19 protein-coding genes are annotated in these 17,293 nt (G+C 58.4%); 12 read left to right on the forward strand and 7 right to left on the reverse strand.

Annotated features, from left to right (window positions below):
* Positions 1–9: 9 nt before the first annotated feature.
* Genes catC through benD form a run of 6 tightly spaced genes read left to right on the forward strand, consistent with a single transcriptional unit; the run spans position 10 to position 4,965 of the window.
* Entirely contained in the window at positions 10–300 is a 291-nt protein-coding gene (gene catC / locus EBL_RS08740; RefSeq protein WP_002443870.1) for a muconolactone Delta-isomerase, read from the forward strand.
* A gap of 41 nt (positions 301–341) precedes the next feature.
* Positions 342–1,271: a catechol 1,2-dioxygenase gene (gene catA / locus EBL_RS08745; RefSeq protein ID WP_002443869.1), complete on the forward strand. Its 930-nt coding sequence runs from the start codon at positions 342–344 to the stop codon at positions 1,269–1,271.
* Positions 1,272–1,320: 49 nt separating this feature from the next.
* Positions 1,321–2,670 carry a Rieske 2Fe-2S domain-containing protein gene (locus tag EBL_RS08750; protein WP_232002155.1) on the forward strand — a complete coding sequence of 450 codons (1,350 nt, stop codon included), beginning with the start codon at positions 1,321–1,323 and terminating at the stop codon, positions 2,668–2,670.
* Positions 2,667–3,155 (forward strand): benzoate 1,2-dioxygenase small subunit, encoded by a 489-nt coding sequence (gene benB, locus EBL_RS08755; RefSeq protein ID WP_002443865.1) that lies wholly within the window; start codon positions 2,667–2,669, stop codon positions 3,153–3,155. Before EBL_RS08750 ends, benB begins: the two co-directional genes overlap by 4 nt.
* Before the next feature lie 11 nt (positions 3,156–3,166).
* Positions 3,167–4,174, forward strand: a complete 1,008-nt coding sequence (benC, locus tag EBL_RS08760; protein ID WP_002443862.1) for a benzoate 1,2-dioxygenase electron transfer component BenC — start codon at positions 3,167–3,169, stop codon at positions 4,172–4,174.
* An 8-nt stretch (positions 4,175–4,182) separates the two neighbouring features.
* Positions 4,183–4,965 carry a benzoate diol dehydrogenase BenD gene (gene benD, locus EBL_RS08765; RefSeq protein WP_002443860.1) on the forward strand — a complete coding sequence of 261 codons (783 nt, stop codon included), beginning with the start codon at positions 4,183–4,185 and terminating at the stop codon, positions 4,963–4,965.
* Here the strand turns inward: benD and EBL_RS08770 are convergent.
* The 4 genes from EBL_RS08770 to gss all read right to left on the reverse strand — a co-directional run bounded on the left by EBL_RS08770 (position 4,962) and on the right by gss (position 8,692).
* A complete protein-coding gene (locus EBL_RS08770) occupies positions 4,962–5,330 on the reverse strand; it encodes a hypothetical protein (RefSeq protein ID WP_002443858.1) in 369 nt (122 codons plus the stop codon). The two genes, benD and EBL_RS08770, sit on opposite strands and share 4 nt — an antisense overlap.
* Positions 5,331–5,454: 124 nt before the next feature.
* Positions 5,455–5,856, reverse strand: a complete 402-nt coding sequence (locus EBL_RS08775; RefSeq protein WP_002443856.1) for a hypothetical protein — start codon at positions 5,854–5,856, stop codon at positions 5,455–5,457.
* A 105-nt stretch (positions 5,857–5,961) separates the two neighbouring features.
* Positions 5,962–6,624 (reverse strand): PhoP regulatory network protein YrbL, encoded by a 663-nt coding sequence (yrbL, locus tag EBL_RS08780; protein WP_002443854.1) that lies wholly within the window; start codon positions 6,622–6,624, stop codon positions 5,962–5,964.
* Between the two features lie 187 nt (positions 6,625–6,811).
* A complete protein-coding gene (gss, locus tag EBL_RS08785) occupies positions 6,812–8,692 on the reverse strand; it encodes a bifunctional glutathionylspermidine amidase/synthase (RefSeq protein ID WP_002443853.1) in 1,881 nt (626 codons plus the stop codon).
* A gap of 317 nt (positions 8,693–9,009) precedes the next feature.
* On the opposite strand from gss, the gene EBL_RS08790 reads away from it, so the two are divergent.
* Positions 9,010–9,450, forward strand: a complete 441-nt coding sequence (locus tag EBL_RS08790; RefSeq protein ID WP_002443850.1) for a DUF6515 family protein — start codon at positions 9,010–9,012, stop codon at positions 9,448–9,450.
* 19 nt (positions 9,451–9,469) lie between these two features.
* Here the strand turns inward: EBL_RS08790 and EBL_RS08795 are convergent, their stop codons facing one another.
* Complete coding sequence (locus tag EBL_RS08795) at positions 9,470–10,561, reverse strand: MBL fold metallo-hydrolase (protein WP_174270567.1); 1,092 nt, start codon at positions 10,559–10,561, stop codon at positions 9,470–9,472.
* Between the two features lie 165 nt (positions 10,562–10,726).
* Between EBL_RS08795 and pdxR the strand changes: the two genes are divergently transcribed.
* From pdxR to EBL_RS08815, 4 genes are all read left to right on the forward strand, one after another.
* On the forward strand, positions 10,727–12,241 hold the full coding sequence (gene pdxR, locus EBL_RS08800; protein ID WP_002443846.1) for a MocR-like pyridoxine biosynthesis transcription factor PdxR: 1,515 nt from the start codon (positions 10,727–10,729) through the stop codon (positions 12,239–12,241).
* Between the two features lie 78 nt (positions 12,242–12,319).
* Positions 12,320–12,604: a type II toxin-antitoxin system TacA family antitoxin gene (locus EBL_RS08805; protein ID WP_002443844.1), complete on the forward strand. Its 285-nt coding sequence runs from the start codon at positions 12,320–12,322 to the stop codon at positions 12,602–12,604.
* Positions 12,595–13,077, forward strand: a complete 483-nt coding sequence (locus EBL_RS08810; RefSeq protein WP_002443842.1) for a GNAT family N-acetyltransferase — start codon at positions 12,595–12,597, stop codon at positions 13,075–13,077. Before EBL_RS08805 ends, EBL_RS08810 begins: the two co-directional genes overlap by 10 nt.
* Positions 13,078–13,349: 272 nt before the next feature.
* Positions 13,350–14,693, forward strand: a complete 1,344-nt coding sequence (locus EBL_RS08815; RefSeq protein WP_014715995.1) for a carbohydrate porin — start codon at positions 13,350–13,352, stop codon at positions 14,691–14,693.
* Positions 14,694–14,728: 35 nt separating this feature from the next.
* Here EBL_RS08815 and EBL_RS08820 read toward each other — a convergent pair whose 3' ends face one another.
* Positions 14,729–15,187 (reverse strand): multidrug/biocide efflux PACE transporter, encoded by a 459-nt coding sequence (locus tag EBL_RS08820; RefSeq protein ID WP_002443838.1) that lies wholly within the window; start codon positions 15,185–15,187, stop codon positions 14,729–14,731.
* Between the two features lie 97 nt (positions 15,188–15,284).
* On the opposite strand from EBL_RS08820, the gene EBL_RS08825 reads away from it, so the two are divergent.
* Positions 15,285–16,163 carry a LysR family transcriptional regulator gene (locus tag EBL_RS08825; RefSeq protein WP_002443836.1) on the forward strand — a complete coding sequence of 293 codons (879 nt, stop codon included), beginning with the start codon at positions 15,285–15,287 and terminating at the stop codon, positions 16,161–16,163.
* A gap of 53 nt (positions 16,164–16,216) precedes the next feature.
* Here EBL_RS08825 and EBL_RS08830 read toward each other — a convergent pair whose 3' ends face one another.
* Positions 16,217–17,143, reverse strand: a complete 927-nt coding sequence (locus EBL_RS08830; RefSeq protein WP_002443834.1) for an omptin family outer membrane protease — start codon at positions 17,141–17,143, stop codon at positions 16,217–16,219.
* Positions 17,144–17,293 lie beyond the last annotated feature (150 nt).

The following is a 17,293-nucleotide window of genomic DNA, read 5'->3' on the forward strand; positions in this document are numbered from 1 at the left end:
GAGGCAATTATGTTATTCAAAGTTGATATGACGGTAAATATACCGCTGGACTACCCGAAAGAGCAGGCCGAGGCACTCAAAGCGACAGAGAAGGCATATTCCCAGCAGCTCCAGCGCGAAGGGAAATGGCGCCATATCTGGCGGGTGGCCGGGCTGTATGCCAATGTCAGCATTTTTGATGTTAAGGATAACGAAGAATTACATTCTATTTTAATGGGGCTGCCGTTATATCCGTTTATGGAGATTTCCGTAACGCCGTTATGCCGCCACCCGTCATCCGTAAAAGATGATGACCGTTAATTAAAAGCGAAAATTATAAAACCCTACACGAGAGCATATTTATGTCTGTAAATAAAAATATTGCCAGCGAGCTGAATACCTTACTGACCGTCAGCAGCGGAATTAATGACGCGGGCGGTAATGAGCGCTTTAAAAAAATCATGCTGAAAGTGATGTCTGACATCTGCGACACCATTGATCAGTTCGACGTGACCGACGAAGAGTTCTGGCAGGCGATCAACTACATTAACCTGCTGGGCGAGCGCAAAGAGACCGCACTGCTGGCCGCGGGCCTGGGCATTGAGCACTACCTGGATCTGCGCGCCGACGCGCTGGACGCGGAGCAGGGAAATGCCCGGGGCACCCCGCGCACCATCGAAGGGCCCCTGTATGTGGCAAATGCCCCCCTGAGCCCTCAGTTCGCCCGCATGGACGACGGCACCGATAACGGCGAAATCATGTGGCTGCACGGCCAGGTGACCGATACAGACGGCAACCCGGTGGCGAACGCCATTGTGGATGTCTGGCACGCCAATACCCTGGGGAACTACTCGTTTTTTGATCAGTCCCAGAGCGAGTACAACCTGCGCCGCCGTATTCAGACCGGTGCCGATGGCCGCTACGCGGTGCGCAGTATTGTGCCCTCCGGCTACGGCTGCCCGCCAGACGGCCCGACCCAGGCCCTGCTTAATCAGTTAGGCCGCCACGGTAACCGCCCGGCCCATATTCATTTCTTTGTCTCGGCCCCGGGGTATAAGCATTTAACCACCCAGATTAACCTCAGCGGTGATAAATACCTGTGGGATGACTTTGCCTTTGCCACCCGCGATGGCCTGGTGGCCGACCCGGTAAAAATTACCGATGGGCAGATTGCCAGCCAGCGGGATATTAATCAGCCCCATACTGAGGTGAATTTTAATTTCACCCTGTGCCAGGCCCGTGATAACCAGCAAGAGTTACGCAGCAACCGCCCGCGCGCACTGCAGTCCTGATTACATTTACATATTATTAAGCCGTTTATTGCTGAGGTCATTTATGAATATGACAGTCTCGTCGTCTGCCTCTGCGCTGAAAAAGAAAATAGAGCAAGCGCTGATCATTGATAAAGATGCCGGAATATACCAGTGCAACCGGGGAATATTTACCGACCCGGAATTATTTGAACTGGAAATGAAGCACCTGTTTGAGGGGAACTGGGTCTATCTGGCACATGAAAGCCAGATCCCTGAGCCAGGCGACTATTACACCCTTACTGTCGGCCGCCAGCCGGTGATGATCACCCGGGACAAAGAGGGCCAGCTGCACGCGCTGATTAACAGCTGCTCGCACCGTGGGGCGATGCTCGCCAGCCGTAAAGCCGGGAATAAAAGCTCATTTACCTGCCCGTTCCACGGGTGGACCTTCAGCAATAACGGCAAGTTACTGAAAGCAAAAGATGAGAAGACCGGCGGCTACCCGCCGTGCTTTAAGCAGGATGGCTCCCATGATCTGAAAGCCATGCCGCGCTTTACCAGTTATAAGGGCTTCCTGTTCGGCAGCCTGCGGGAAGAGGTGGCCCCCCTGGAAGAGTACCTGGGCGACACCCTGCGGGTGCTGGATCTGATTGTCGACCAGGCCCCGGAAGGGCTGGAGGTGCTCTCCGGTGCTTCTACCTATACCTATGAAGGCAACTGGAAGCTGGGCATGGAAAACGGCGCCGATGGCTACCACGTCAGCGTGGTGCACTGGAACTACGCCTCTACCATGTCGCGGCGCAACTACGAAGCCAACGCCACCCACGCGGTGGACGCTAACGGCTGGTCGAAAAGCACCGGCGGGGTATATGGCTTTGATAACGGCCATATGCTGCTCTGGACCGAAGTGCTGAACCCGGAAGTGCGCCCGGTATACAACCAGCAGGCGCGGCTGGTGGAGCAGTTTGGCGAGCAGCGCGCGGGGCTGATGGTCAACCAGACCCGTAACCTGTGCCTGTACCCGAACGTCTACATTATGGATCAGTTCTCGACCCAGATCCGCGTAGTGCGCCCGCTGGCGGTGGACAAAACCGAAGTGACGATTTTCTGCTTCGCCCCCAAAGGGGAGAGCGCCGCAGACCGCACCCTGCGTATTCGCCAGTATGAAGACTTTTTTAACGTCAGCGGCATGGGCACCCCGGACGATCTGGAAGAGTTCCGCGCCTGCCAGCAGGGCTATATGGCGCGCAACTTACCCTGGAGCGACATGAGCCGCGGGGCCACCCGCTGGGTGGAAGGGGCGGATGAAAACGCCGCCCTGATGGAGATCCGCCCGCAGCTGAGCGGCCCGCGCTCTGAAGATGAGGCACTGTACGTTACCCACCACCACCACTGGCAGCAGGCGCTGCTGAGCGCCATCGGGGAGGAAGAAGCATGAACCCGTTATTACAGGATGTGACCCAGTTTCTCTACCGGGAAGCGCGGCTGCTGGACGACCGGGACTGGGACAACTGGCTGAACTGCTACCACCCGGAGGCGGTGTACTGGATGCCCGCCTGGACCGACCACGACCAGCTGACCCGGGACCCCCAGCGGGAAATCTCCCTGATCTACTACGGCTGCCGCGACGGGCTGGAAGACCGGGTCTACCGCATTAAGACCGAGCGTTCGGCCGCCAGTACCCCGGAGCCGCGCACCACCCATATGCTGAGCAATATCGAGCTGCTCGGCCAGGAGGGTGACACTGTCACGGTGCGTTACAACTGGTGCACCTGGAGCCACCGTTACCAGAAAACCGACCAGTTTTTCGGCACCACTACGCTGACCCTGCACACGGCCGACAGCGGGCTGGTGATCATGAAGAAAGTGGTGCAACTGAACAACGATTATATCAATCAGGTTATTGATATTTATCATATTTAAAGGAGTGCGCCATGTATAACGTCGCGCTGAATTTTGAGGATGGCGTAACGCGCTTCATCCAGTGCAATGATAATGAAAAAGTGCTGGATGCGGCCTACCGCCAGAAAATTAACCTGCCGATGGACTGCTCCGACGGGGTGTGCGGCACCTGTAAATGCCACTGTGAGTCCGGCGAGTTTGACCTTGGCGATGAGTATATCGACGAGGCGCTCTCCGACCAGGAGCGGGCAAAAGGCATGGTGCTGACCTGCCAGATGGTGCCCACCTCGGACTGTGTTATCCAGATCCCGATGGCCTCCACCCTGTGTAAGACCGGCGACCAGCAGTTTACCGCCAGCATCGGGCGGGTGGCGTCGCTCTCGGACAGCGCCATCGAGCTGGAGCTGAACCTGACCAGCCACCCGGGGATCACCTTTTTACCGGGGCAGTACATCAATATCCAGGTGCCGGGCAGCGATGCCTGGCGGGCTTACTCCTTCAGCTCAAAGCCGGGCAGCGCGCAGCTCAGCTTCCTGTTGCGCAACGTGCCGGATGGCCGCATGAGCACCTGGCTTACCCAAAGCGCCCGGGAAGGGGACGTCATGCAGCTTGCCGGGCCCCTGGGCAGCTTTTACCTGCGCCCGGTGCAGCGCCCGGTGGTGATGCTGGCCGGGGGAACCGGGCTGGCGCCGTTCCTCTCCATGCTGGAGCAGCTGGCGGTCACCGGCTGTGATAAGCCCATTACCCTGTTATACGGCGTGAACCGCGACGAAGACCGGGTGAAGCTGGAGCAGCTCGAAGGGCTGGCCGCCCGGCTGCCGGGCTTCAGCTACCGGGTCTGTGTGGCAGACCCCGGGACCACCAACCCTTACCAGGGCTATGTAACGGACCATATGAGCCGCGACACCCTCCACGACGGCGAGGTGGATATCTACCTGTGCGGGCCGCCCCCGATGGTGGATGCGGTCATGTCCTGGCTGGAAGTGGCGCGGATTGAGCCTGCCCATTTTTATTATGAAAAATTCGCCCCCCAGCGCTGAGGTGCCCTATGCAGCAACGTCGTTTTGAAAACAAGGTAATGGTCATCACCGGGGCCGCCCAGGGGATCGGTAAAGCGGTGGCCGAACGGGCCGCCGCCGAAGGGGCGAAACTGGTGTTAGTCGACCGGGCCCACTGGCTGGAAGAGGTGGCCGCCGGGCTGCGCCAGCAGGGTGGTGAGGTGCTGGCGCTGAATGCAGATCTTGAGCAGTGGGAGCCGACCGAGGCGGCCTTCGCCCGGGCCCATCAGCACTTCGGGCAGATTGATATTCTGGTGAACAATGTGGGCGGCACCATCTGGGCACGCCCCTATGCTGAGTATCAGCCCCACCAGGTAGAGGCGGAGATCCGCCGCTCCCTGTTCCCGACTCTGTGGGGTTGCCGGGCGGTACTGCCCTATATGCTGGCGCGCCACCAGGGGGCGATTGTTAATGTCTCCTCCGTGGCGACCCGGGGGGTGAACCGGGTGCCTTATTCGGCCGCCAAAGGGGGGGTTAATGCGCTGACCCAGTCCCTGGCTTTTGAATATGCCAGTGCCGGGATCCGTATTAATGCCACCGCACCGGGCGGCACCGAGGCACCACCGCGCCTGACGCCGCGCAATACGGAGGTGCCCACCCCACAGGAGCAGGCCTGGTATCAGCAGGTGGTGGATCAGACCTGTGCCACCAGCCTGATGCACCGCTACGGCTCTGTGGAGGAGCAGGCGGCGGCGATTCTGTTCCTCGCCAGTGATGACGCCAGCTATATCAACGGCACCGTGTTACCGGTGGCCGGGGGCGATCTGGGCTAAAGGGTCAGCAGCTGGTTTAGCTGCTCGGGGGAGATGGCCTCCTGCTGGTGCAGGCGCATACACTCTGCGCTGTTCCAGACGGTAGCCAGATGCTCCAGGCGGTGCCTGGCAGAGCGGGAGTTGGCGTTAAGCCGCTCCCGCATTTTATTGCCCAGAGTCACGAGGTGGTCCGGGGGCAGATCCGGCATCCGGCCATCAAACCAGACGGGCTCATTGCGGATAACGCACTGTTTTGCCTGCTCATCGCCAAGGGCGTCTACGGCCATATGGCACATCAGCAGGGTTTCTACCTTGCGCGACGGGTGTTCATTACGGGTGAGTAGCGCCAGCCCAATACAGAGCATGATGGCGAACAGATATTTCATATGACCTCCTTGTCATCCGATACCTGTTGTTATGCACGCCACAGTATGCGGTATACCGGCCCCGCAGGGGAAATGCTGCGTGTGGTTTTGCGGCGCAATTAATGCGAATTTCCTGAATTTTGCCTCAGGCATCCCCGAATGGGGGCAGCAGCGGGCGCGGAACCGGTGGCCGGGGGGGATTGTCACCCTCGCGGCGCGGCAGGGGAAGCGGGGGCTGGCGGTGCAGCGAGCGGCAGGTGCTGGCGTTGTATTCGTACACCAGACTGGCGCGGCGCACGGCTTCTGCATTGCTGGTGCGGGGCTGTTCTGAGCGCTGGCGCATCAGCGCGTAGCGATCAATGACCGGCAGCCTGCCGCCCAGGGCGCTGAGGGCGTTTTTGTGGTAGGCGGCGCGGGCCGCCGGGCTACCCAGCTCATCGACCGCGTAGCCGCAGCGCAGCACCTGTTCCGTATGGCGCTGGCTGTTATCACAGCCCCAGAGCAGTAACCCGGGCAGAATGCAGAGTAGTGCTGTCAGGTGTCTCATTGGGCCTCCTGTTGCTGCCGGGTTTCTTTTAGTCTGGCACGGGGGCTGGCAAAGGGGGGCAATACCGCACGCCGGGATCAGCGTGCGCAGGGAAAGCAGGGGTGATCAGCGGTGGGCCGGTGCCGGTAATGCGGGTGTGGACTGGGCAGGCCAGCTGTGAAGCTGTTTTTTATCCGCCCGGGTGATAGCCAGGGGGGCGTTGTAGCCGTATTTTTCCAGCAGCTGCATAAAGCGGCGCCAGATGCGGGTCATTTTCTTCGCGTAGAAATAGGGAATATAAGAGGCGGCAGGGATCAGGCTCGCTTCACCGATGTTGTCCACAATCACCAGAATCGCCTGATCCTGGCTTATCCGTTTCACGAGGATATTGCCGGGTTTCAGGGTCATGGTCACAATGCGGTTTTGCGCCAGTTGCAGGCGCAGCATCGCCAGCAGCGGGGTGAGCCAGGCGAAATTATTCTCCTGCTGGCCGAGGTTAAGGTAGAACCCCAGATCCCGCGACACGTCGCCGTTATAATCGCGGACCAGATCGTAGACGTAGCCGGTGCCCTGATCGGTGGCAACCTGGCCGTGGTAGCGTGGCAGAATATCCCAGTTGATGGTACGCGCCTGGAGATGCCGGTAATATTTCAGCTCCCGGTTCAGCTCCTTGTCGCCGCCGTGGGCCAGGGAGTGAACGATTTTAATACACAGGTTCTGATTTGCCGGATGGGCGTAGCATTGCCGATGGCGGCCTTTGCCGATCGGGGTACTGAGGTTTAACTGCACGGTGCTCTCCTTAAGTAGTGGCGTCCACGGAACAGATTTATGGTAGCAACAAGTCTTAAGGATTCCTTAATTTTTACTTTTTTTGTGATTAAAGTGCATTTTTTGCTAAAAAACGCACAGAGGGGATAAACGCCCCCGCCCCTGGTGACCAGGGGCGGGGGCGTTTTACTGACTGCGGGAGGGCCGGTTAACGGCCGAGGAATGTCTCGTCGTCAACTACCCGTAACGGGTCGATATCGCTCTCTTTTTTAATGACCAGGGTCGGGTCCGTGCGCAGGCAGGCACCGCCATAGTGGCCGCCGGTGGTAAAGGTGCAGACCTGAATATAGCGGTCGTCCACCTTCGGCAGGCACCACAACTGCTGGTAGATGTTGGTCTGGTGGGCGAACTTGCCGCTGGTTTCATCCAGCACTTCGCTCTGGTGGACCAGCCCGATATTGTTACCGCAGCGCCCGGCTATCGGCTTCACGGCATACCCGCTGCGGATAAGCTCATCGTTAAGCTCGAAATCCGCATTCAGCAGATAGCGGTGGTGCGGGAACAGGGACCAGAGGATCGGCAGTATCGCCTTGTTGCTGGGGATGGCGGTCCACAGGGGTTCGAAGACCAGCACTTCCGGGCGCAGCAGTACATCCATCAGCCGCACGTTGTGCTGCGGCTTACCGGTGCGGATAGTGAGCGCGGCCGCGTCGCCGTCGTTTTCGCTTTCTGCCCGCAGTTGCTCAAGGGCGGTTTCCCAGGCCCAGGTTTTCCACACGCAGTTCACTTCGCGCCCGTCGCCGTCGATAAGCTGGCCGGTGGCGCTCCAGGAGAGCTCATCCAGGCCGTGGAGAATTTTGCTTTCAAACCCGGCTTTGGTGAGGGCGCGCTGCATAAACAGGGCGTGGTAGTTTTCTTCGACGTCGTTGTCCTGGAGCAGGTGCACAAAGTGGCGCGCCTGGCTGTGTTTCCAGGTGTTGGCCAGGGCATCCAGCAGGCGCTCGCCGGGGTTTTCACTGCCGCTCAGCCCGCCCTGGGCGGCCCATTTGTCGAGGATTAGCCCGGTCTCCGTATGGCAGGAGGCGGAATCCGCGTTGTATTCGTAGACTTTCAGGCCGCGCTCGTCCATGCAGAAATCCAGCCGCCCGGTGATCATGTGGTGGCGGCGCTGCTGCCAGGAGAGCCGCAGCCGTGGCCAGAGCACTTTCGGGATATCAAACAGCGCCAGCAGATTGTCGTCTTTGAGGACTTTATCGGTGGCGTGCAGATACATCAGGTGCATTTCGTTGGTCGCCTGGATAAGCGCCTGCTCAGCACTGGCGGAGATGGTGAAGTAGTGGCAGGGGTCCGCATTGATGGTGTAGCCGTTGGCCTGAACGTAGGCGTGCTCGACCGGGTCGCGCTCATCAAGCCACTGGCCGTCGAACTGACCGTTGCGCGGCATTTCTGCACTGTGGATCCCCAGTAGCCGGGCGTCGATTTGCGGTGCGGGCAGGCTGTACTGAGTGTCTGAGGTCTGGATCATCCAGCCGAGGATCCGGGTATCGCTGAAGGTATCGTGCAGGTAATAGTGGCCGTCGCGGTTTTCCAGCGGCAGCTCGCGGGTCCACTGCTGACCGGCGGGCAGGGCAGAGTGGATGACGTTTTGCTCCACAATGCGCACCCGGGTGTTGCAGACCTGGGTAATGATAGCCACATGGCCGGTCTGTTTAAATTCGCCACCTTCGGCCCAAATCAGCAGGGCGCCGGGAACCGGGGCGCGCTGGCTGCCGTTAGCAAAGGCCTGCAGGGGCAGAATATCGTCATTAACGACCTGGCGCAGGAAGCGTAAATCAAAAATTTCGTAGGCCATGCCCACATCCGTGAACACCACCCCGTAGTTAAGGTACAAAAAGCGCCGGGCAAACTCCACGCACTGCCATTTGTAACCCATGTATTCGCTGTTGAGATAGTGGCGAAAGGCGGCGTCGTCCGGGTATTCCCGGGGATCAACACTCTTGTAGTCGGAAGAGTAGATAGCCACGCCACCTGGCGCATAACCCAGAATTGTCCCGAACGGGGCGTGAAGTTCAGCTGATGTATCGCTCATGCAATTTGCCTTATCACATGCCGCCTCTGGCGGCTGCGTTGAAAAATGAACACAACACCGCCACGGCGCACGGATGGGTGCCGGGGGGAGGTGTGGGTAAAATTGTGCGCTCCGTCTGGCCCTTTGTACAGGCTCAATAATGGTAGCCCGTTGCCCGGGGCGGGCTGTTCTGGTGCTCAGATGCTGACCATTTCAGGAGAAATTATGAAGATTTGGCCGGTTTTCCCCCCGGAGATAGCAATATGGTGTGCAGGGTTTTTATAATTGGCGCTACGTGAGGGGGGCACGTTACGCCGCCACCACCGGGAGAACCTCAGATGCGAAAACAAGTGCTGACCATGCTGCTGTCTGCGCTGATTATCATGCCCACCCTGGCTTTGTCCCACCCGGGGCACGGGCCCGGACACGGGTTTGGTCACGGCCACGGGTATGGTCACGGATACGGCCACTACGGGCACGGCTATGGTCACGGATATGGTCACGGCCACTGGTACGGGGGGCCGCACCGCTACAGCGTGCTGCCGGGCCTGGCAACGGCGCTGATTATCGGCGGGCTGACCTACTACATGGTGAACGGGCTCTATTATCAGCGCCAGGGCTCGGAGTATGTCCGGGTTGAGACGCCCGCCCCCCGGGGAGAGCGCGGGCTGAATGTGGTGGACTACAACGGGCGGCGCTATTACGTGAGTAACGGCAGCTATTACCAGAGAGATATTGACGGCAACTATATCGAGGTGCCGCGCCCGGCGGGCCTGTAACCCGGGGCGCGGTGTGGGCTCAGGGCAGGGTGCGCCACCAGGGGCTAAATGTCTGGCTGGGGTCATCCAGCCAGACGGGCTGGCCCATCTGCGGGGTAAGCAGCCGCCAGGGTTTCGCGCTGCTGGCGGTTGTTATCCGCTCCAGCGGATCACGCCAGGTGTGGTGGGCCAGCTTAAATTTACTGTTATGGCCCGGGAGCAGTGCCCCGGCGGCTAAGTCATCTGCGGCCATGGTGGTCTGCTCCGGGGTCATGTGAATGCTGGCCCAGTTACTGTCGTATTGTCCGCACTCCAGAATCGCCACATCCACCGGGCCGAGATAACGGCGAATGGCGGCAAAATGGCGGCCATATCCGCTGTCGCCCCCCAGGTAGATCCGCCGGGAGGGGGTTATCAGGGCAAAGGAGCCCCACAGGGTCTGGTTACGCTCCAGCAGGCGGCCGGAAAAGTGCCGGGTGGGGAGAATATGAATATCAACCCCCGGGCGGCTAAGCCGTGAAAACCAGTTCCCCTCGCTTATCCGCGCCGGATCAAACCCCCATTTCTTAAAATAGGAACCCACCCCGGTGGGGGCGATAATATGGCGAATTTTATCCCCCAGTGCTTTCACGCTCGGGTAGTCGAGGTGGTCCCAGTGGTCGTGGGTGATCAGCAGGTAATCCACCGGCGGAATATCGGCCGCCTGGTAGACCGAGGCCCCGGCAAAGGCCCGGTTGGTGCCCGGCACCGGGGAGGCCCCGGGGCTGAAGACCGGATCCACCAGAAAGCGCAGCCCGTTCAGTTGCAGAAAATAGCTGGAGTGGCCCATCCAGATAAGCACGTCCCGGGCCGGATCCAGGCGGTGCAGGTCGGTTTTCTGTGACGGCAGCGCCCGGGCGGGGATGCTGTCCGGATCTTTACCAAACAGAAACTGATACCACAGGGCCCAGGTGCTGGTGCTGCGGGTGGGCGAGGCGGTAAGCGGCGCATATTGCGGGTCATTATAAAACTGCCCGTTACGGTAGTTGGGGGTGTCTGGCGCAACGCTGACATCCGGCGCGGCGTATTGCGGGTGGCGCAGCCACAGGGCAACGGCCACCACCAGAATGGCGATAATTAAAATAACGATCATTTTGCTGTCCGGGACTTTTTGCATACGGTCAATATTATCGGCAAGTTCAGGCTTCGGGTCAGCTTTATTTTCCCGGCGCCCGGCAGCCAGGTGTATTTATATGCTTGCTTTTTCGGGCGCGGGCGGCTGTATTATTCAGCACACTTTTTACGCCATCGGGGGCTTATGCACTCACTACTCGGTGATCTGGTTGCCTGGCATCTGAGCCAGCAAACCGCCACAACCCTCGGGAAGCGGTTATATGATGCGCTGCAACAGGCCATCGGCCAGGGGGATATTGCCACGGGCACCCGGCTCCCGGCCTCCCGGGATCTGGCCTGCGAGCTGCATGTATCACGCAATACGGTGTTGTGGGCCTATGAGCAGCTACAGGCGGAGGGGTATGTGGAGACCCGCACCGGTAGCGGGACATTTGTCTGCCGCCAGCTGCCGGAATCCCACCCGTTACGCGACTCACTGCCGGAAGCAGGGCCGGACGCGCCCTTCCCGATGGCGTCCCTCTCCCGGCGGGGCAGCCAGTTGCTGGCGCAGGGCGGAGCCGGGGCCCGGCAGTGGGGGGCATTTATGCCCGGCGTGCCGGATGTCAGCCACTTTCCCCGGGATATCTGGCGCAAAATTACCCGGCGTCTGAGCCACCGCCTGCCGCTGGCGGCCCTGAGCTATACGGCCCCCGGCGGCTACGGGCCGCTACAGCAGGCGCTGGTGGACCATTTGCGGATTGTGCGCTCGGTGCAGTGCAGCGCCGATCAGATCCTGATCGGGGCCGGTATTCACCAGATCCTCGATCTGCTGGCGAAAATGCTCTGTGATCCGGGTGACAGGGCATGGATTGAGGAGCCTGGCTACTGGGGGATCCGCAATGTGCTGACCATCAACGGGGTGGATGTGGAGCCGGTCGCCGTAGATGACGAAGGCATGACACTCCCGGAGCCCGGTGAGGGCTTTTGCCCCCCGCGGCTGATCTGTGTGACCCCGTCCCACCAGTATCCGCTGGGTACGGTAATGAGTATGCAGCGCCGTAAGGGCCTGGTGGCCCGGGCCCGGGCCTGGGGCAGCGTGATTATTGAAGATGATTATGACAGCGAGTTTCGCTTTTATGAGCAGCCGATCCCCGCACTTCAGGGATTGTGCGATGATGCGCCGGTGATCTACCTGGGCACCTTCAGTAAAACCCTGTACCCGGGGCTGCGCATCAGTTATGCGGTATTGCCCCGGGCGCTGGCCGGGCGGATAAAAATGGCCCATTCGGAGCTGTATCGCGGGGGGAACGGCCTGGCCCAGCTTACGCTGGCGGAGTTTATCCGCGAGGGGCACTACGCCGCGCATGTCCGGCGTATGCGCCAGTTATACCGCAAACGGCGGGAGGCGCTGGTGGCGGTTATTGAGCGCACCCTCGGGCCGGAATATGTGGAGCGCCAGAGCCATGCCGGGCTGCATCTGATCCTCGCCTTACCCCAGAGCATCGACGATGTGGCGCTCAGCGCGGAGCTGGAGCAGTGCGGGATCCTCACCCGGCCGCTCTCTGGCTACTATATGGGCACAGCGCGCCGCCACGGGCTGCTGCTCGGCTACGCCTGTGTGGACGCCGGGGAGATGGCCCAGACCTTTATGCCGGTGGCCGAGCGCCTGGCCGCCCGGCTGAGCCCGGGGCAGGTTAGTGCGGCGGGCGGGGGTTCCTGATTCTCTTTCAGCGTATAGCAATGAGTTACCATTAGCGCTATCATTGTGTATAGCAATTTGTTACCAGCTGGAGGTGCTATGCACACGACTATCCGGAAAGCCACCCGGGATAAGCAGATCAATATCCGGGCTACAGAGGAAGAGCGGGCCGTGATTGACTATGCGGCGAGCCTGCTTAACAAAAATCGGACCGATTTCATCATTGAACAGGCGGTGAGTGAGGCGCAAAACATCATCCTGGATCAGCGTGTTTTTGCCCTGGATGACGCCCGTTATCAGGCGTTTATTGAGCAACTTGAAGGGCCTGTTCAGAATGAAGAAGGCCGTCAGCGTTTGCTGGATGTGAAGCCCGAATGGAAATAAATGTTACGGCACCGGCGTTACTGACTGAAGATCATATTCTTCAGCCATTTGATTGCGGGAATGACATTCTAAGCGATTGGTTACGCCGCCGGGCAATAAAAAATCAGCACCTTAATGCATCACGCACGTTTGTTATCTGTCTGGAAGGGACAAAACGTGTGGTCGGTTATTACTCCATTGCAACGGGCTCTGTGAGTCATATCGATTTAGGCCGCAGCTTGCGAAAGAATATGCCTGATCCTGTTCCCGTCGTGTTATTGGGGCGGCTGGCTGTCGATGTCTGTACTCAGGGAAATAGCTTTGGGAAATGGATGTTAAATGATGCCGTGATGAGAGTCTCTAACCTGGCAGACCAGGTCGGAATTAAAGCTATCATGGTGCATGCTATTAACGATGAGGCAAAAGCGTTCTATGAGCATTTCGGTTTTGTCCAGTCCCCTTTGACCCCCAGGACACTCTTTTTCAAAATATAAACCCCTCCTCTTATAGTGTTTCAGGTTATTACCACTGAAGCATTCTGAAACATACCCGGGCAAATATAATAGTTATTTCACAAACGTGATTATGCGATCCATAAATGATTTTAATTTTCCGGGCGGATTAATTTATTTTTCTGTGATCTGTTTTGCTTTTTTAAATTGAAATACCTAAAAAAATCAATGATAAACAGCACAATTGTACAATTGGCAAATAAGTTCCTTTTCTAAGATATACATTCCCATTAGTTCAAAAAGAATAATTAACAATGAAAAGACTATCAGCAGTGGTCAACAAACCAGGGCGTACTTTAGCCCTGAGCGCCCTGGCAATGGCGCTGGTTTCATCCCAGGCACTGGCGGCAGATGCCTTCAGTTACGATTCACCTTATATGTTCGGCGACTGGGGAGGCGCACGAACCGATCTGGAGAAAGACGGGGTTAAATTCTCGGTCAATTACACCATGGAAGCCGCCTCAAACCTGGCGGGGGGGGCTAACACCTCCACCACGGCCCGCTATGCGGATCAGCAGGCGTTCGGCATGAATCTTGATCTGGAAAAACTGCTCAACTGGAATGATGCCGAGTTCCAGGCCACCATCACCAACCGTGACGGGCAGAACTTATCCGATGAAGTGGCCGATAAGCGTACCGGTATGGTCTCTTCAGTGCAGGAGGTCTACGGCCGCGGCCAGACCTGGCGTCTGACCCAGTTGTGGTTACGCAAAGGGTTCTTTGACCATGCCCTGGATATTAAAGCCGGTCGTCTGACAGTCGGGGAGGACTTTGATAACTTCGACAGCAAGTTCCAGAACCTGGCGTTCGGGAGCGGCCAGGCGGGTAACTGGCGCGGGGATCACTGGTACAACTGGCCGGTTTCCCAGTGGGGTGCCCGGGTGCGGCTGAACTTCACCCCCGAGTGGTTCTTCCAGGTGGGTCTGTATAACCAGAACCCCTATAACTACGATCGTGGCGATGGCTTCCGCTTTGAATTCAGCCCGACAGAGGGCAACCTGGTCCCGGTTGAGCTGGGCTGGCAGCCGAAACTGGGGGCCGAAGGGTTACCGGGGAACTACCGGTTAGGCTTTTACTACTCCTCCACCAAAGATCCGCAGTACAGCTCCTACCATAACGGCAGCTTCAGCAATGACGACGTTCACTCCTATGGGGGCTACCTGCTGGCGCAGCAACAGCTGACCACTCAGGGGGGATCGGTTGATCGCGGGCTTGGGGTAACGGTTCAGGCGGTAATGAATGACCACAAAACCTCTAAAACCGATAACTATCAGGCCGTCGCGCTGACCTGGAAAGGGCCGTTTGATGCACGCCCGCAGGATGAGATAGGCTTTGGCGTGGCCCGTATTCATATCAACTCGGACTACAGCGAAATGCTGCGTACCCAAAACAATGAAAACGGTATCCACGACTTCGACAACCCGGCTTATCTGCCGATCCAGTCCGGCGCGGAGTGGAACTACGAAGTGTATTACGACGTCCACGTCACGAACTGGATGTCGCTGCGCCCGAACCTGCAATATATCGTGGCTCCGGGGGCCGTCAGCGAGGTGGACGACGCGCTGGTCGGTGGCCTGACGGCGAATATCAGCTTCTGACAGCATAACGCCCGGCGCAAGGCCGGGCGTTATAGTTATGAGCGCTGTAACTGCGCGTAGCGGCGTCTGATGATCCGCGCGCGCAGGTGATCGTACACCCAGTTATAGACTACCGTATAAGGCAGGAAGAACAGGATCAGACCAATCTCCAGCAGGAACGCCTCAAACAGCGACACCCTAAGATAAGCAGCCGCGATAGAGACCCCGATAATAATAAACCCGCCTTCAAACCCCAGCGCATGCAGGATCCGCACCCGTGCGGTACGGATAACCCGGGTGGCGGGCCACAGCCGGTCGAAGATCATATTGTAGATAATGTTCCACACCATGGCGGCGGTCGCCAGCAGAATGGTCAGGCCGCCCATCTCCATAACGTGGCGGCCCATCAGCCAGGCGGTGGTCGGGGCCAGAATGGCGGTGGCTATCCCTTCGAAGCACACGGCGTGAAATACCCGCTCTGGCAGGGCACGCTGTACCGTATCGGGGGTTTGCATAATCAGTAACCTCATTATTTGCTGCAGGTGAATGGCGGCTATTTTATCGATTATCATGGTAAGATTAAGTTAGAACCCATCGACAAAAGCGATACATATGCGTTACTCACCAGAAGCACTCAGCGCCTTTGTGGAATCTGTTGCCTGCGGCTCCTTTTCGGCTGCCGCCCGGCGGCTGCGTAAAAGCCAGTCCACCATCAGCGCCGCGATTGCCAACCTTGAGGCGGATTTAGGCGTCACCCTGTTTGACCGCTCCGCCCGCCAGCCGGTGCTGACCGAGCAGGGCCACCAGGTGCTGGGGTATGTGCAGGCGATCCTCACCGCCAGCGAGCGCCTGGATGCCCTGGCGGTGTCACTGGCGCAGGAGACGGAGCCCCGCCTGTCGTTTGTGCTGTCAGACACGCTCGATCCCGACATGCTGGAAGGGCTGCTGACGGGGTTTGACCAGGCCTTTCCCCACACGGAATTTGAGTGCCTGATTGGCGAAAATGAAGACGTGGTGGATCTGCTGCAAAAAGGGCGCGCCCAGGTGGGGCTGGTGGAGGCCCGCCCCCAGTACCCGGGTGATATCGGCGCTGAGCGTTTACCGGTGCAGACCCGAATGGGGATCTATGTGGCACCGGCCCACCCGCTGGCGAGCTGTAAACAGCTGGTTTACGATGAGCTTCACGCCTGGCGCGAGCTGCAACTGAATACCTTCCTGGCCCGGGAGAGCATCACCCACGGGCGCGGGCCGGTGTGGTCGGCGCCGAACTACCTGCTGCTGCTGAGTATGGCGGTGCTGGGGCTGGGCTGGTGTGCGCTGCCCTGTGCGCTGGTGCAGGAGTTTGCCCGCCCCGGGGCGCTGGTGCAGCTGGCGCTGCCTGGCTGGCCGCGCTCGTTATCTACCGATGTGCTGTGGAGCCGCCGGGCCCCCCCGGGTAAGGCGGGGCGCTGGGTGCGGGAGTATCTGATGGGCATTACGCCGAAGGTATAATTGCGCCGGGAGAGGGCCGCCGGAGAACCAACCGGCGGCCGGTTAAGGGATTATCAGAAGCGGTAACTCAGCCCGACACTGGTCACCAGGTTATAGTGTTCAATGCCGCTGGCGTTATTCGCTCTGGCGAGGGTGTCCTCGTCATAGTTATGGGCTTTTATACTGCCTTTTTTATTGGCAACCCGGGTCCAGGCCGTGTTAAGGGCTATTTTAGCCTGCGGGGTTACCCAGTAACCAATGCTGCCTTCCAGCCCGTAATAATTCTGGTTGCGGATTTTCCCGTTAAATAATGTGCTTGTCAGGTGATGGTGATCCGTATCCGCTGAACGCACCCAGCCGCTATATTTAAATGCCCCGGCAAGTTCGATATTACTGTAGGTATAACTCCCGGTCAGGCCAATATAGGGCATTTTAAAGTTTTGCTGATAGCTAATTCCTTTTACGCGGGGATCCTCTTCACCCACATCGCTACCATTATCGTAACTATAATTGCCGCCTCTGGCGGTGAAGCTGTAGTGGCTTTGCTGGTAACCGGCCATCACCCCCAGTCGCCAGTCGGGCTGGTTAAAAATCCAGCCGGTGGCGTTAAGATCAAACTGGTAGGCATTGTTCAGGCGGGTATTGGGGTGCCAGCTGTGATCGGTCCAGCTTTTTTGGCTGGCATCTTCCCAGTCGTAATCGTGCATATAGGCACCCCGGCCCGCCAGCGTGTTCCAGCCGGAGGCGCCCAGGGAGAGGTACGGCATAATATGCCAGTCAATATGGCCTTTAATTACCGCGGCGTTTTGGTATTTCCAGTTAAGCTGGCTGATTTTGCGCCCGCCTTCTTCCGGATCGTAGACGCGCTCTTTCGCTTCACCGCTGAGGGTGCCGAGAGCCAGGCCCGTGGTCACATTCAGTGGGATGAAAGTGCTCTCTGCCAGGGCAGGTAATGCCAGCAGCGCGGAAAGTATTGCCGGGTGGAGGAGTGTCTTTTTCATCATCATTCCATGTGCGTTATGAAAGGCAGGTAATTTCCGCAATAAAGCCGGTTTATTGCAATCGCTTCCCGTTTTGTGTTTCGCCGTTATTTAGATGATGGCGTAAAATGGTTTTTATTAATGGAATAAGTGAATTTAATTAAAAATAGA

The organism is Shimwellia blattae DSM 4481 = NBRC 105725 (assembly GCF_000262305.1).
GTDB classification, from domain to species: domain Bacteria; phylum Pseudomonadota; class Gammaproteobacteria; order Enterobacterales; family Enterobacteriaceae; genus Shimwellia; species Shimwellia blattae.

What these genes read in the sequence shown, in the direction of transcription:
- catC (WP_002443870.1), top strand. Translation starts at nt 10, where the DNA reads ATGTTATTCAAAGTTGATATGACGGTAAATATACCGCTGGACTACCCG.
- catA (WP_002443869.1), top strand. Translation starts at nt 342, where the DNA reads ATGTCTGTAAATAAAAATATTGCCAGCGAGCTGAATACCTTACTGACC.
- EBL_RS08750 (WP_232002155.1), top strand. Translation starts at nt 1,321, where the DNA reads ATGACAGTCTCGTCGTCTGCCTCTGCGCTGAAAAAGAAAATAGAGCAA.
- benB (WP_002443865.1), top strand. Translation starts at nt 2,667, where the DNA reads ATGAACCCGTTATTACAGGATGTGACCCAGTTTCTCTACCGGGAAGCG.
- benC (WP_002443862.1), top strand. Translation starts at nt 3,167, where the DNA reads ATGTATAACGTCGCGCTGAATTTTGAGGATGGCGTAACGCGCTTCATC.
- benD (WP_002443860.1), top strand. Translation starts at nt 4,183, where the DNA reads ATGCAGCAACGTCGTTTTGAAAACAAGGTAATGGTCATCACCGGGGCC.
- EBL_RS08770 (WP_002443858.1), bottom strand. Translation starts at nt 5,330, where the DNA reads ATGAAATATCTGTTCGCCATCATGCTCTGTATTGGGCTGGCGCTACTC.
- EBL_RS08775 (WP_002443856.1), bottom strand. Translation starts at nt 5,856, where the DNA reads ATGAGACACCTGACAGCACTACTCTGCATTCTGCCCGGGTTACTGCTC.
- gss (WP_002443853.1), bottom strand. Translation starts at nt 8,692, where the DNA reads ATGAGCGATACATCAGCTGAACTTCACGCCCCGTTCGGGACAATTCTG.
- EBL_RS08790 (WP_002443850.1), top strand. Translation starts at nt 9,010, where the DNA reads ATGCGAAAACAAGTGCTGACCATGCTGCTGTCTGCGCTGATTATCATG.
- EBL_RS08795 (WP_174270567.1), bottom strand. Translation starts at nt 10,561, where the DNA reads ATGATCGTTATTTTAATTATCGCCATTCTGGTGGTGGCCGTTGCCCTG.
- pdxR (WP_002443846.1), top strand. Translation starts at nt 10,727, where the DNA reads ATGCACTCACTACTCGGTGATCTGGTTGCCTGGCATCTGAGCCAGCAA.
- EBL_RS08805 (WP_002443844.1), top strand. Translation starts at nt 12,320, where the DNA reads ATGCACACGACTATCCGGAAAGCCACCCGGGATAAGCAGATCAATATC.
- EBL_RS08810 (WP_002443842.1), top strand. Translation starts at nt 12,595, where the DNA reads ATGGAAATAAATGTTACGGCACCGGCGTTACTGACTGAAGATCATATT.
- EBL_RS08815 (WP_014715995.1), top strand. Translation starts at nt 13,350, where the DNA reads ATGAAAAGACTATCAGCAGTGGTCAACAAACCAGGGCGTACTTTAGCC.
- EBL_RS08820 (WP_002443838.1), bottom strand. Translation starts at nt 15,187, where the DNA reads ATGCAAACCCCCGATACGGTACAGCGTGCCCTGCCAGAGCGGGTATTT.
- EBL_RS08825 (WP_002443836.1), top strand. Translation starts at nt 15,285, where the DNA reads ATGCGTTACTCACCAGAAGCACTCAGCGCCTTTGTGGAATCTGTTGCC.
- EBL_RS08830 (WP_002443834.1), bottom strand. Translation starts at nt 17,143, where the DNA reads ATGAAAAAGACACTCCTCCACCCGGCAATACTTTCCGCGCTGCTGGCA.